The sequence below is a fragment of the Neobacillus drentensis genome, assembly GCF_021560175.1.
GTDB lineage: Bacteria > Bacillota > Bacilli > Bacillales > Cytobacillaceae > Neobacillus > Neobacillus drentensis_A.
Genome location: NZ_CP091110.1, coordinates 67,990 through 82,318, shown reverse-complemented (window position 1 = coordinate 82,318; position 14,329 = coordinate 67,990). Strand labels below are relative to the sequence as shown.

At 39.7% G+C, this 14,329-nt stretch carries 14 protein-coding genes; all 14 read right to left on the bottom strand.

What is annotated here, in order from left to right; genetic code table 11:
- Positions 1 to 160: 160 nt before the first annotated feature.
- Positions 161 to 1,060: a peptidyl-prolyl cis-trans isomerase gene (locus tag L1999_RS00400; protein ID WP_345790870.1), complete on the bottom strand. Its 900-nt coding sequence runs from the start codon at positions 1,058 to 1,060 to the stop codon at positions 161 to 163.
- A 332-nt stretch (positions 1,061 to 1,392) separates the two neighbouring features.
- A complete protein-coding gene (gene hslO / locus L1999_RS00395) occupies positions 1,393 to 2,271 on the bottom strand; it encodes an Hsp33 family molecular chaperone HslO (protein WP_235741801.1) in 879 nt (292 codons plus the stop codon).
- Positions 2,272 to 2,304: 33 nt separating this feature from the next.
- On the bottom strand, positions 2,305 to 3,072 hold the full coding sequence (locus L1999_RS00390; RefSeq protein WP_235741800.1) for a type III pantothenate kinase: 768 nt from the start codon (positions 3,070 to 3,072) through the stop codon (positions 2,305 to 2,307).
- Positions 3,073 to 3,182: 110 nt separating this feature from the next.
- A complete protein-coding gene (gene ftsH, locus L1999_RS00385; RefSeq protein ID WP_235741799.1) occupies positions 3,183 to 5,141 on the bottom strand; it encodes an ATP-dependent zinc metalloprotease FtsH in 1,959 nt (652 codons plus the stop codon).
- A gap of 124 nt (positions 5,142 to 5,265) precedes the next feature.
- Entirely contained in the window at positions 5,266 to 5,805 is a 540-nt protein-coding gene (gene hpt / locus L1999_RS00380) for a hypoxanthine phosphoribosyltransferase (RefSeq protein WP_235744199.1), read from the bottom strand.
- Positions 5,806 to 5,831: 26 nt separating this feature from the next.
- Positions 5,832 to 7,217 (bottom strand): tRNA lysidine(34) synthetase TilS, encoded by a 1,386-nt coding sequence (gene tilS, locus L1999_RS00375; RefSeq protein WP_235741798.1) that lies wholly within the window; start codon positions 7,215 to 7,217, stop codon positions 5,832 to 5,834.
- 328 nt (positions 7,218 to 7,545) lie between these two features.
- Entirely contained in the window at positions 7,546 to 8,559 is a 1,014-nt protein-coding gene (locus L1999_RS00370; protein ID WP_235741797.1) for a protein kinase domain-containing protein, read from the bottom strand.
- Positions 8,528 to 9,268 (bottom strand): VWA domain-containing protein, encoded by a 741-nt coding sequence (locus tag L1999_RS00365; protein WP_235741796.1) that lies wholly within the window; start codon positions 9,266 to 9,268, stop codon positions 8,528 to 8,530. Before L1999_RS00365 ends, L1999_RS00370 begins: the two co-directional genes overlap by 32 nt.
- A gap of 94 nt (positions 9,269 to 9,362) precedes the next feature.
- A complete protein-coding gene (gene spoIIE, locus L1999_RS00360) occupies positions 9,363 to 11,837 on the bottom strand; it encodes a stage II sporulation protein E (RefSeq protein WP_235741795.1) in 2,475 nt (824 codons plus the stop codon).
- A gap of 267 nt (positions 11,838 to 12,104) precedes the next feature.
- Positions 12,105 to 12,536 (bottom strand): S1 domain-containing RNA-binding protein, encoded by a 432-nt coding sequence (locus L1999_RS00355; RefSeq protein ID WP_235741794.1) that lies wholly within the window; start codon positions 12,534 to 12,536, stop codon positions 12,105 to 12,107.
- Positions 12,537 to 12,631: 95 nt separating this feature from the next.
- Positions 12,632 to 13,015 (bottom strand): FtsB family cell division protein, encoded by a 384-nt coding sequence (locus L1999_RS00350; protein ID WP_235741793.1) that lies wholly within the window; start codon positions 13,013 to 13,015, stop codon positions 12,632 to 12,634.
- A gap of 16 nt (positions 13,016 to 13,031) precedes the next feature.
- Positions 13,032 to 13,664, bottom strand: coding sequence for a spore cortex biosynthesis protein YabQ (yabQ, locus tag L1999_RS00345; protein ID WP_235741792.1), 633 nt, complete (start codon positions 13,662 to 13,664; stop codon positions 13,032 to 13,034).
- Complete coding sequence (gene yabP / locus L1999_RS00340; RefSeq protein WP_215045736.1) at positions 13,661 to 13,963, bottom strand: sporulation protein YabP; 303 nt, start codon at positions 13,961 to 13,963, stop codon at positions 13,661 to 13,663. The genes yabQ and yabP overlap by 4 nt, the downstream gene beginning before the upstream one ends.
- A 76-nt stretch (positions 13,964 to 14,039) precedes the next feature.
- Positions 14,040 to 14,312 carry an RNA-binding S4 domain-containing protein gene (locus L1999_RS00335; RefSeq protein WP_215045734.1) on the bottom strand — a complete coding sequence of 91 codons (273 nt, stop codon included), beginning with the start codon at positions 14,310 to 14,312 and terminating at the stop codon, positions 14,040 to 14,042.
- Between the last annotated feature and the right edge of the window lie 17 nt (positions 14,313 to 14,329).

Genomic DNA, 14,329 nt, shown 5'->3' with positions numbered 1-14,329 from the left:
TTATTAAATTTACCAGTTTTCAAGCCAACTTGTCAATTGTTTTGATTGTAAAATTTCAAATAAATTGAAAATATTAGTAGTAGATATGTACTAATTATAAGCCCTTTGAACTAGATTACCAAATGACCCTTTTTAAGAGGACAGAATGAGTACGTTGTTTTTAATTTGAGTCTTTATTTCCGTAAAACCAATTGACCTTGGCTTCATCCCAAAAAATAGAGGCTGTAGCTGGTGTCTTCATTTGCTCCAGGGCAATTTGCCTGCGGATTTGGTCTTTAACCTCAGCAAAGGAATAGCTTTTCCCACTAATTTTTCCATTAAGCTTTAAGAGGACATATCCGTCCTTTACCTTTATAGGCTTGCTGACAGCCTTTAGTTTTAATTTTTTAGCCGTGGTCAAATATTGCTTTGGATATCGCTCATCCCCTTCACTAATATAGCCGATATCCCCGCCTTCATTGGCTGAAAACTCCTCAATTGACCGTTCCATGGCCATGGTTGAAAAGCTAGACCCATGGGTAAGCTCTTTTGCCGCTGTTTCTGCTTCTTTTTTCGTTTTGACCACAATATGTGATAAATGGTACGCAGCTGGTGCACGGAAAAGATTTTTATTTTTAGTATAATACCTTTTTAATTCGCTGCTGGAAACAGATACATCCTTAGTCAAAAGCTCTTCTAAGAGCAGACTGCTTCGGATTTGTTCCTTCCATTTAGTTTCCGTTTGATGATTTTTCTGACTAAAAGCATTATAAGTGGTCTGAAGCATTCGATATTCTCGGTCAATATCTTGATTTGATACCTCAATTTTATATTTTGCCGCCATTTCTTCGATTACCTTTTGATCAATCATTTCCTTCAATACGTCTTTTCCATATTTAGCCTCTAGCTCATTCAGCCAGGCTTGTCTCGAAATTTCCTTCTTCCCTACATTTGCCACGGCTTCGTCATTAGCCGCTGCACCATTTACCTCATTTACCCTTGTTAAAAAAAAGGCTACAGTCAGACAGTTTAAAAAAACAAGGCCGGCAATGATCATCCAAAGCTGCTTCTTCCCCACCATTTTACCTCCAATAGAAAAGCGCAAGCGCCCTGGTCAGCGGCGTATGGCCTCCTCGAAAAAGCTATCGCTTTTTCTTCGTGCGATGCTTATGCTTCCGAAGCCTTCCTTATGGAGTACTCCAACTGAGATAAAGGAAACACGAAGAGCAATAGCTTTTTCGTGTTGACTTATCGTAGGGCGGAGTGCGAAGGACACTAGCCGCTAGGGCGCTTGCACTGGACAATTCTCAAAGATTCTTCTTATTTCTTATTCTTATGAAAAGCGCAAGCGCCAGTTAGCGAAATACACTAGGGACTGGGTGCTTGCGCTGGATCCTTTTGCTTCATAAAGGCTTATTTCGATTCAGACCTTAACACTTCTAGCTCTTCTCTGGAATACTGATACTTTTCATTACAGAAGTGACAGTGTGCTTCCGCCTGTCCATCTTCCTCAATCATCGCAGTTATTTCAGCAGCCCCTAAGCCAATAATCGCATTGGCAAAACGCTCTTTGGAGCAATTACATTCAAAGTGGACCGGCATCGTTTCTAAAACCTTTACATGCTCTTTTCCAAACAATTCTTCAAGGATTTGCTCGGGACTAAGACCTCTCTCAATTAGTTTTGATATTGGCTCGATCGTTTTTAAACGCTCTTCTAATTTAGAAATAAGCTCATCAGGAGTTCCAGGCATTAGTTGAAAAATAAATCCTCCTGCAGCCAAAATGGAGTCATCCGGGTTCACTAACACACCAACTCCGACAGAGGAAGGTACTTGTTCGGAAGTGGCAAAGTAATAGGTAAAGTCTTCCCCTAGTTCTCCTGATACCAATGGTACCTGTCCGGAAAAGAAGTCACGTAAGCCAATATCCTTTACTACAGCTAACATACCCTCGGTGCCGACTGCACGGCGGACGTCAAGTTTGCCGTGTTCATTGGACTCAAAATCAACCTCTGGATTAGTCACGTAGCCGCGGACCTCACCTTTGGCATTACTATCAACTACGATTGGGCCGAGCGGACCGCCCCCATTGATTTTCACAGTGAGTTTATCCTCACCTTTGAGCATAGCTCCCATCATGACTGCTGCAGTCATCGTGCGGCCAAGCGCAGCCGACGCTGTGCGCCATGTTTGATGACGGCGTTGTGCTTCACTGATGGTATCTGTTGTGCGAACAGCATATGCCCGTATATTTCCATCATAGGCTAGTGCCTTTACTAAATAATCTTTCATTGTCTCGCTCCCTTCTTGCTGAATACGTTTAGGTTATCCCATGTTCCGTTTATAGATAAGTGAAAGACCCTTTAAAGTTAAAAAAGGATCGACGATATCGATAATCTTTGACTCTTGTGAAATCAACCCTGCTAATCCGCCTGTGGCGATGACAGTAGGCTGTTTTGCGCTTTGGTCCATCATCCTTTTCACAATTCCTTCCACTTGTCCTACATAGCCATAGACAATACCTGCCTGCATAGCAGAAACCGTGTTTTTTCCAATAACTCCTTCTGGTCTAGCAATTTCAATCCGTGGTAATTTTGCTGCTCTGGAGTATAGAGCTTCCGTCGAAATACCAATTCCAGGTGCAATTGCTCCACCCATATATTGACGTTCTTCATTCACATAACAATAAGTAGTTGCTGTACCAAAATCCACAATAATTAGTGGGCTTCCATATTCGTGAATAGCAGCCACAGCATTCACAATTCGGTCGGCGCCAACCTCTCTTGGATTTTCGTATTTAATATTAAGTCCTGTTTTTATGCCAGGTCCGACAACAAGGGGCTTTAGGTGAAAATACTTTTGACACATTCTTTCTAAAGCAAACATGATTGGCGGCACAACTGAAGAGATAATAATGCCATCAATATCAGAAAAGGTAAGACCCGAAAAGTCAAATAAGGCCTTTATATTCATTCCAAACTCATCTTCTGTACGGTTGCGGTTTGTTTCAACCCGCCAATGATACTTCAGGTCATCCCCATCATAAACACCTAAGACGATATTGGTATTTCCCACATCAAATACGAAAATCAAATCTATCACTCGCTTTTATTTATATTCTTTACCTCATACGCAACATCATATCATAAATAGGATATGAGTAAAAAAAAGAGTGCCTCTTTGAGCACTCTTTTCCACTTTAATTACTTATAATCAATATCATCTGAAGGGCTGTCTAGGAAAGATTTTTCCTCATTTTCAGCTTCATCCTTCTTTTTATTGATATTTACCTTCACATCATCTGTTTTTTTAGGTCCGATCTTAACCGTTTCTAAATGAAGAGACGGTTCTGGCATATGACCATTTTCAACCAGATATTTAATTTGTTCAGCAACAAGCGTTTCAACCTCAAGAAGTGTCGTTGCGATGAGGTCAAGCTTATCACGATTTTCCATAAGAATTTTTCTAGCTCTTTCATAACATTCTTTTATAATGCTTTGGATTTCCAGGTCAATTTCATAGGCAATCGCATCAGAATAATTTTGTTCATTATGGATGTCACGTCCTAAGAAAACTTGACCGCCTGACCCTTGACCAAATTGAAGCGGTCCAAGCTTATCACTCATACCGTATTCGGTTACCATCTTACGAGCAATTCCTGTTGCGCGTTGGAAGTCATTATGTGCACCAGTACTTACTTCACCAAACACAATTTCCTCCGCAACCCGTCCGCCTAATAAACCTACAATTTTATCAAGTAATTCAGGTTTCGTCATAAAGTAACGATCTTCTCTTGGAAGCATAACAGCGTATCCACCGGCCTGCCCACGTGGGACAATCGTAACTTTGTGAACCATGTCCGCTTCATCAAGCACTAATCCAATAACAGTATGACCGCCTTCATGGAAGGCAACAATTCGGCGTTCTTTTTCAGAAATAACACGGCTCTTTTTGGCAGGACCTGCAATAACACGATCTGTTGCTTCATCAATGTCTTCCATGTCAATTTTCTTTTTATTACTGCGGGCAGCAACTAGTGCTGCTTCATTTAATAAGTTTTCTAAATCGGCACCGGAAAAACCAGGTGTCCGCATCGCAATATTTTTTAAATTTACGGTTTCGTCTAATGGTTTATTACGTGCATGGACCTTTAGCACCGCCTCACGTCCAATTACATCTGGACGATCAACCGTAATTTGACGGTCAAAACGGCCTGGGCGTAATAATGCTGGATCGAGAATATCTGCCCGGTTTGTGGCAGCTATAATGATAATACCTTCATTAGCTCCGAATCCATCCATTTCAACTAAAAGCTGATTCAATGTTTGTTCACGTTCATCATGTCCACCGCCAAGTCCAGCTCCACGCTGGCGTCCAACGGCATCAATTTCATCGATAAAAATAATACACGGAGCATTCTTTTTCGCATTTTCAAATAAATCACGTACACGAGAAGCCCCAACCCCGACAAACATTTCAACGAAGTCTGAACCGCTGATTGAAAAGAAAGGTACGCCCGCTTCACCTGCAGTGGCCCGTGCTAGTAATGTCTTACCTGTACCAGGAGGTCCTACTAAAAGTACACCTTTTGGAATCCTTGCTCCAAGTTCAGCAAACCTTCGAGGGTCTTTTAAGAATTCAACTACCTCTACTAACTCTGCTTTTTCTTCATCTGCACCGGCAACATCTCTAAAACGAACCTTTTTCTTATCATCGTTATACAGCTTTGCCTTTGATTTACCAAAGTTCATGACTCGGCTTCCGCCGCCTTGAGCTTGGTTTAACAAAAAGAAAAATAAAATAAAGATGATCACGAACGGAATAATGGAAGTAAAGAAGGTAACCCAGCCGCTTGTTTCTTTTGCCGGTAAAACTTCCACTTTTGAATCAGCCTTATCAATACGGTCGAGAATCTTTTCACTGTTAGGAATGTAGGTAATAAACTTCTTGTTATTAGCTTCAAACTGTCCCTGAACCTCATAAACACCGCGTTCAGGCTGCATAGAAAATGACTTAACTTTACCACTCTCTAGCTGCGATACAAATTTATCATATGAAATATGATCTGTCGGCTCATTGCTTCCATTAAAGAAGCTCACCACGCCGATAATAACTAAAAATATTAATAAATAAAAGATGGTATTACGGAAAATCCGATTCATCTCTTACCTCCTCCCGCGGATAAAAACTATATTAAATAGTATCATAGAAAATCTTACTAATTCAAGGAATTACTCTCAGTAAAAAGGCTTTCAAAAACCAGACTCATTACTTCTTCTTACTTCATTATTTGCTATATACTTCTGGTTTTAATACACCAATATATGGTAGATTGCGGTATTTTTCAATATAATCTAATCCGTAACCCACCACAAACGCATCTGGAACAACAAAGCCAACATAATCAGCCTGTATGTCGCTCTTTCTGCCAGTCGGTTTGTCGAGCAAAGTAACAATTTTAATTGATTTTGCTTTACGATAACGGAATAAATCAACCAGATAACTGAGTGTTAAACCACTATCAATGATGTCTTCAATAATTAAGATGTCCCTGCCTTCAACCGAAGTATCAAGGTCCTTTAAAATTTTAACCTCTCCGGAAGATACAAGAGCCGTACCGTAACTTGATACATCCATAAAATCCATTTCAAGATAACAATCCATTCGTTTTAGCAGGTCTGCCATGAATGGCATTGCTCCTTTTAAAACTCCAATTGCAAGCGGGAAACGGTCTTGATATTCTTCCGTTAGCTGCCCTGCTAATTGCTTAATCTTATCTTGAATTTCTTCTTCTGAAACTAATACCTTTTCAATATCATCTTTCATCATAAAATGTGCCCCCTAGAAGATCATTACATAATGTATGTTAGTTGGATATATTGTTCTGCAGTTGCATCGATACCTTCAAAAGAAGACCTTTTTAAATTTGGAAGCCAAATAATGAATCCCTCTCTGTCAGTGATGACCGGCCACATATCCCGGTCCTTCCGTGGAACTTTTTGATCAATAAAAATATCTTTTAATTTCTTCGAACCCTGTATGCCTTTGATTGTCATTCGGTCGCCCTTTTTTCTATTTCGGATAATCAATGGAAATGGAAGAAGAGCTGCATTAAAAATGGCACTATTCCGTAACACTTCAGGGTTTTCCCCAGTTATATAATCGATTATAATGCTCCCTCCATTTGGCAGCATAATCGTTCCAGGCTCATTGATTTCAAAATAAAATGATTCTGGCTGTATTTGCTCATATTGAAAAAAAAGTTGAAAATAGGAGCGAATAACTTTTAAACCATTAGGAAGATCAAGTGTTCCTGAAGGTTCATGATGGTGAATCAAAGAAAATACTTGATCAATATGTATTGCAGAAAGAGATGCAGGTTTTTCTTTGTAAAGATAGTTTAATATTAGTTGAATCCCTCTCCTTTGTAAAGGTAAAGGCATTGTTTGGAATTGTTTTATGTCAATAGTAATTTTGTCCTCTTCTCTTTTTGTCAATACTGTTTTCAATCGCTCCGCTGTTAATTCCTGTAAATACTCTTCATCACTTTGCAGTTCTTCACTAAACCGTTGAAAATGTTCATGTACTTGTCTGTTTTCCGCTTTAAGGAAAGGCAGCACCTGTTTACGAAAACGATTTCGGCTATAAATACTCTTCGCATTGCTTGGGTCTATCCTAGGGACGAGATGATGCCTGTCACAATAGTGTTGAAGCTCATCTTTTGTTAAGCATAAGAAAGGACGAAAAATAATTCCTTCATAAAACGGCCTGGAGAATGGGATACCCGCTCTTGCCTTTCCACTGCTTCCTCGTGTGAGCCGCATAAGCATGGTCTCCGTTTGGTCATCACCATGGTGCCCTAATGCTAAATACGGGGAGTGGTACTGTTCCATTATTGTATGATAAAAATTATATCTTACTTCTCTTCCAGCAATTTGAGAGCTTTTTCCCGTTTCCTCCATAATTTTGTTGACATTAACTTGCACCATTTCAAACGGTATGTTGTATTGTCCGCAAAAAGCTTTGACAAACATGGCATCTTGGAAGGATTCTTCACCACGGAACATATGGTCAACGTGGGCAACCACAAGGAACAGATTTCTTTTTTCTCTTTCCTTCAGCAAATAATGAAGCAGTGCTAATGAATCAGGCCCGCCTGAAACGCCCACTACAATCCTTTTGTTTTCCAGGGAAAAAGAATGGTGCTGCAAAAAGGACTCAACTTTTGATTCTAACATATCAATTGCACACTTTCTAAAGCAAATTTGATTAAAGCGAAATTGGGAACGGCGCTAACCGTGCGCTTCCGCTTTTCTTTTTCCAGCTCCAGCGCACAGCGGCTAGTATATTGGCCCTCTCCTCCTTACAATAAGTCAACATCGGATCGCTTACGCTCTCCGTGTTTCCTTTATCTCATTCGGAGCGGATCCAATCCATACGCCGCTAACCGTGCGCTTCCGCTTTTCTTTTTAGCTTACCACTTTTGATTAGGAACTATCAAAAATAAAGGCGGTGAAAATTTGCTTTTCTCTTTATACGAATGAAAGTAAAATTGGTTTCAATTTATTACGGTAAATTATTAAAAGTATACCAAGCATATAACACTCCTAGAACAATTGAGATAAATAAAAATTCCATCCAGCTGCTTTTTTTCTTTTTTCGCCTGTAGCTCTGTCTTGAAAGTGGAACGGAGTACGTATCTTTCCCGCCTGCTTGCTTCGATTGAAAAGGATCAGGTTTGTTTACCTGAGGTTTTGTTTGTGCAGAAGAGTGCTTATTCTCAGTCATTAAAGCTAATAAATCTGCTCGCATTTGTTTAGCTTGAATGTATTTTCCTTGGAGTGCCTTTAAAATTACGGGTTCAAATTTTATTAATTCTTGTTTTTGTCGAATCGCATTTTTGAGCTGCTGAAGTCCACCTGTTGTTTTCGTAAATCGTTTCGGATAGGCTGTATTAATCATGATCATGGCAACCGCAAATAAGTCGTAGGAGGGTTCAGCCTTTCTGGAACCTAACCCCCAATAGCCTCGATCATAAAACTCCGTGAATTCTTTAATCGCCCTGCCCTGAATGGTCGTGCCGCCCACATCAATACATCTGATTTTTGGAGGAGGCCCCGTCACAATTAAATTCTCCGGTTTTAAATCTCCAAATACCCAGCCATTTTGGTGCAGCTGCTCTAAATCATTCAGCAGCTGTAAAAATAAAACACTCGTCCAAGATGTTCCTTTCGTTTGCAAAAAGGACAGGAAATCCGGTCCCTGAATATATTCCATCACATAGAAAGAAATACGGCTGTTATCCCAATACCAATCATCAACATCAAGCAAACAAGGTCCGAGGGAGTGTCCCTGGACCTTTGCAAAGGATTTTAAAACATTAACCTCTGAGGTGATTGACATACCATTATCACTCATTTTTAAAGCGACCTGTGTGTCTTTATGCTTGGCGAGATAAACCACCCCATTTGCACCAAATCCTAGTTCCTTAATAATCGTATATTTTTTCGCATGCCATTTGCCTGTAATGATTGTCCCTGGGCTAGCCTTACATTGATTCTTCAAAGTACGATTCATCATCACGAGACAGCAGGCTCCTTAATGATTGTTTTTTTTCTGTGAAAGCAGATACGGCCATTTTTAATGCCGGTCCAGTTGGCGTAATGCCTCCGGTCGACAGCTGGGAAAAGACACTTGTCAAAACTTGTAGTTTCGGTGTCCAATCGAGCAATTTTTCGACATCATTCTTTTTCCCGGGAAATACATACACAGAAAACAGATTATCTCCTGTCCTGGCGTTTAAGCTTAGAGAAAGGTCAAGGAGTGCCTCTTTTACGGTTGGGAGTTTGTGTTTCATGCTTGCACTTGTATCGACAAGAATCAACACCTCTAATTCGACAGTTTCCCCTAATTCGTCGACAACCTCCATTACTTCGCCGCGCTTTTCAGGCGGAAGGTCCTCCATTGTTTGTGAACCTCCCAATATTTCCTGAAGCTGGCGGTTAACGACACCTTGAATGGTTTGATTCATTGCTTTACGAGTAACCATCTGCACCGTTTGTGAAAGTCTTTCCGCGTAAACAATTTGACTGACTCCACCGCCTGACATGGCCATCCCTTCAATTTCGGTGATTCCTTTTTCATCAATCACGTCATGTTCCATGACACCAATGACATTTACCGTAATCCCTTGTTCATTTGCAAGGGCTGCCATCGCAATTGGGTCATCCCCTTGGTTTGAGCACCCATCTGTTATCAGTAAAATTTGCCGAATCTTCCCTGTGTACATAACCTTCTCCCTCCAGAAATAGTATTGCTACCATTTTCGACGGGATCTGGTTGATTTATACATAGATTATCGGAAGGATGGATAAATTAACTAGTTAGGCATGACGCTTTACTTTTTGAATGGGAATGGAAGCCCACTTTGGTGTATTGTGCTTAATTTTAGCAACCGTCACCGTCATGTCATCATCAATCAAACCAGATCTAGAACGAATAACCTCCTCCATGATTAAATCGGCAACCTCTTGCGGGTCGTCCGTCTCCAATTCCTGTACCTTTCGTTTCATCCATAAATCATAATTCTCTACATGCTTAGGTCCTTCAAATACCCCATCACTCATCATAATGAGCAGATCTCCTGCTTTTAATTGTTCACTGACAACATCCACTTCAAATTCTTGAAGAATTCCCATTGGTAAATTACTGGCTTGAATTTTAATGACTTTATTTCCTCTTTTTATAAAACTCGGTGTCGAGCCAATTTTAAGGAAACGTGCAGATGCATCTTTCAAGTCAATCATCGCTAAATCTAACGTAGAGAAAATTTCATCCGTGGTCCGAAGTGATAGGATGCTGTTTACCGACTTAATCGCAACCTTCTCTTCTATTCCTGATTGCAATATTTTTTGCAGCAGCTGAAGTGTCTCACTGCTTTCATAATGAGCTCTTTCTCCATTCCCCATTCCGTCACTTATAGCGATGGCGAATTTACCTAATCCAAGCTCAATCGTCGAATAGCTGTCTCCTGATACTAAGCCGCCATCTTTTGCCGCATGGGCTACACCCGTATCTACGGTATAGGCCTTCGAGGAGCGGAAATTTACATTACATAATTCATGAGGAAGGCGACCGCATTCCTCCTTGTTTACAATAATCGTTTCCCCGAGAATATCTGACAGCATTGGCGCAATTAATTTATCGCATTCCCCGTGGCCATTACAAAATGGTAAGGTCATCTCAATGTCAACATTGCCTGGTTCAAGGCTGTAAATTTCGACCTGTTCAATCTGAATTCCAAAATCCTGGATTGCCTCCATAATTTGTTCTTCTTGTTTATAATGATTCTCTCTTTCACGCTGGATTTCTTTTGCAAAGTTATCCATGACTTCAGATACACCCAATAATTGCTCTGCAACGAGCTTACGGCTTTCCCGCACTTGCTTCTTTAATTTTAAATTGGCTTGAAAGAAGGTTAACTGCTGCCCTATGGTTTCGTATACCTTTTTCGGACGAGAACAAATTTTATCCCATTCCCTTGCCATTCTTGGCGAAACATTGCCATCATTTTGATCCATTTCATGAATAATTTCTTCCATCGACGCATAGGTTGTATTAAAATTCTTTGCCCAACATTGTTCCTTTTTAAAACAGGTCTGGCAAGTCCGTTCCGTTACATTGCTCATGAAATAATCCATTTCACGGTTTTCTTCCTCATCCTCCTGCATCACTTCCATTTGTGAGAAGCTTTTAGAGAGTGCGTGGAAGACACCTGAAAATTGGGACACTCTTTGTGCTGTAACATCACGCATTTTCCGCATATATTTTTGCTGTTCTGCCGTATGCTCCGGTGTTCCCGGAATATACTTTGCTAGTCTTGATGTAAGTGCCTGCGGCGTTAAGAGAAAGAGGAGAATGGCAGATAAAGTCTCTAAGACCGTTTGGAGAATCGAGCCCCCTCCCTCCCCATACATGCCGATCAGCAGGGTAGCAATAAACAAACCGATGGATACCCCAATTTTTTTACCTTCTTTTAATAAACCGCCAAGCACCCCCGAAAAGGCTAACAGACTCATATGATAAAAGCTGGATACGCTTGCAAGACTAAAAATTAACCCAGTCACTACTCCGACTGTGGAACCGACTGTGGCCCCGGCAATAAAGGAGAAGACCAATACCAAATATCTCGACATGATATGTTCGATCGACATATCATAAACCTTCCAGCCGATGGTCCCTGACATAATCGAGGCTAGCATGATAATTAAACAAACAATCTCTTCCGTTTTTAACAGCTGTCTCCGTTTATTTAGAGTTAATAATGGAATACTTTGCAGAAAAATGAGTGTCAGGATAAAGGCCAGGCTTGCCTGAACCCCTACCATCATCAAATCATAGAGAGTTAATTGTCTTGATAGAATAAAGGACTCAATTAACTTTCCTACGCCTAGGATTATTCCGACAAAAAATGGCAGGGATCGTACCTCATTCGTCAGCCACTTTTCGCTAATCCGGTAAATGGTTAAAAATAGAACAGTCACGGCAAAGGTAAAGGCAGCATTTCCTAAGGAAATAGTAGAAGCCCCAACGATCAACCCGATCAGGGCAAGCGGTGCCCGGTCTCGTTTGATTAAATAAACTGAGGCGAAAAAAGGCAGGCAGAATGGCGTTAGCTTTGCTAAAATCAAAGCCCGTCCAAGTAAGAATCCTACTAATACTAATAGATAACCCTTTTTAATAAAAAAGGACTCAAGCATTAATTGACCTTTCCGTAATGCTTTTCCCAAATCCCATTTAGATGAATGAAGGTTGACTTCCCCGACTGGTTCTATGAAACTTACGTTAGCCTTTTCCATAAATCACACTCCCTAATCTTTCATCGTTGCAAACTATTATAAAATTAATAGATTTAAAAGTTTGTCAAAATAGTGAACAAGTTCAAATAATCGTTCGACGGTTTTCACTATAATCATTCAAATAATATATTTATGTCGTTTAAAGTAGAAAAGGTGCCTGTCACCATGTGAAGGCACCTTTAGTGCAAACAAAAAAGACAAGCCGCCGTTGACTTGTCTTTTATCTATTAAGTGAAACCTGCCTTATCCCATTAAGTGTGCAGCAAGTTAACCCCGTCTAGCTCCTCTTCCTCCACGCTTGGATTCCGTATTACGCTTTAAGGAAGTTAAACGATCCTCACTATCTTTTAGGAATTTGGCCATTTTAGACTCAAAGGTTTCCCCTTTATTGTTATTACGATCGTTTGAACGGTTTTGACGAGGGCGTTGCGAATGTGAATATTGCTTTTTTTCAGGCTCTGGCCGATCCTTTGCCTTTTTAATCGATAAGCCGATTTTTCCATCTTTCTCAACATTAAGGACTTTAACCTCAACTTGGTCGCCAACCTTTAAATGGTCGTTAATATCTTTTACATAATTGTCCGCAACCTCACTGATGTGTACAAGTCCTGTTGATCCATCCGGCAGCTCCACAAACGCTCCGAAATTGGTTATCCCTGTTACCTTTCCTTGTAACTTGCTGCCTACTTCAATTGACATAAAAAGAATGTTCCTCCTTAAATTTTCAAAAAATCAAACTTTTTATATATTATACAGAAACTAAAAAATCAGTGTCAATAACTCGCACAGCAGTGTCAATTTTCTTTACTGTCATCAGGGATATTAAAGATAACTTCATCCTTTTTTGAGAAAAAATACTCTTTCCTCGCTAACTTTCCTATATAATCATCATCATTTAATTTTATAATATTTTCTTTAAGGATCGATTCCTGTTTTTTCAAATCTGCAAGCTGATGATCAAGCTTTTTCTTTTGCGCCAGTTTAGCATCGAGTTTAGCGGTTTGGGAAATGTGATTTGAAATCATCAAATAGGTTAGCAGGCTAGCAAAAACAAAAAACACCGATAAACGTCTTAGCACTAATCTTCTTTTTCTGCTTGAGGCAATTTCGGCGTATTCTTGCTTCTCCACATAGGTTGTCTGAATTTTAGATACATTTCTTTTTAAATCCACTCCCATTTCCCCTAAAACCTCCTTACTCTTTTTTCTTTTTCCATTTATCTCGCCATTTATTAATATAATTCATGATTTCCTTTAAATTTCCTGCCGTTTTATTATATAACTTCTCGACGGTTTTTTTAATACCCTTCGGCAAAAGTTTCCAAAATAACAGCAATATTTTTTGCACCGGAAACACAATTATTTTCATTATCAATAGTAAAACCTTATAAATAAATTTGACAAGGGTGATTAGTCCCCTGCCAAGTGCGAGAATGATCATAATCAATAGCTGAATAAGACCAACGACAGGTTTATAAATCAGCATTTGAGTCATTTTGGTTATAAATTTATAAATGGCGATCACTGATTGAATCCCCATCTCTAAGAGATGAAGATAAATACCTTTTAACAATGCCTGGTAGGCAGCATATCCACATAGCAGTGCAATAAAGATGTAAAAACGCAATTCACCGCTATTTACTATGAATAAGGTATAGAAAATAATTAAAGCTTGAATAACCCAAAATAAAATATCATTTATGAAGACGATCCAAGCTTTTTGTTTTGGACGATTTAAAAACCGTTGATACGTATCAAACATGGCGCCGAACAATGACCCCATGCCAATCATGGAGAGCATGGTAAGAAATTGCGTTGAAAGGGTCATTTGAATAACTTGCTAAAGAAGCCTTTAGCTTTCTCCCCATGCTGTTCATCCAGATAAACTAAGTCAAAGATTTTTCCTTTAATGGAGACAATCCCTTTTTCGACATCCAAATTCTTCATTTGCAGGTTTTGTCCTTTGATCGCTAAAAACCCCATTACTGTTTCTAATAAGAATTCCTCATTATCAAAGCTTTCTACTTGTTTTACTCCCGTAATATCAAGCAGCTTTCTTCCTCTCATAATGACATCATGGTCAGGAACAGTGCTTTTTGGTGGATTGCTATCATAATATTGGCTCATTTTTCATCCCTCACAATCATTTGTACAACCCTTTTGTACATTTTTATGTGAGGAAAAGTTAAATTAGAACAGTTACCTAAAAAGGGTCTTGAGAGCCCAGCTTCTCTTCTTGTAAAATCGTATACATTTCAGCCGCTTCTTCCTTACGCGATGTTTCTTGAATTCGATCAATTCGGGCAGTCATCTTCCGCTGTCCAAGGCGAATGGTTAATTCATCGCCTACTTTAACCGTAGAGCTGGCCTTTGCCTCTTTACCATTAATTTCAATTCTGCCTTGATCCGAAACTTCCTTTGCCAGAGTTCTTCTCTTTATGATTCTTGAAACTTTTAAAAACTTATCTAAGCGCATTTGCACTTCCCCCCTCT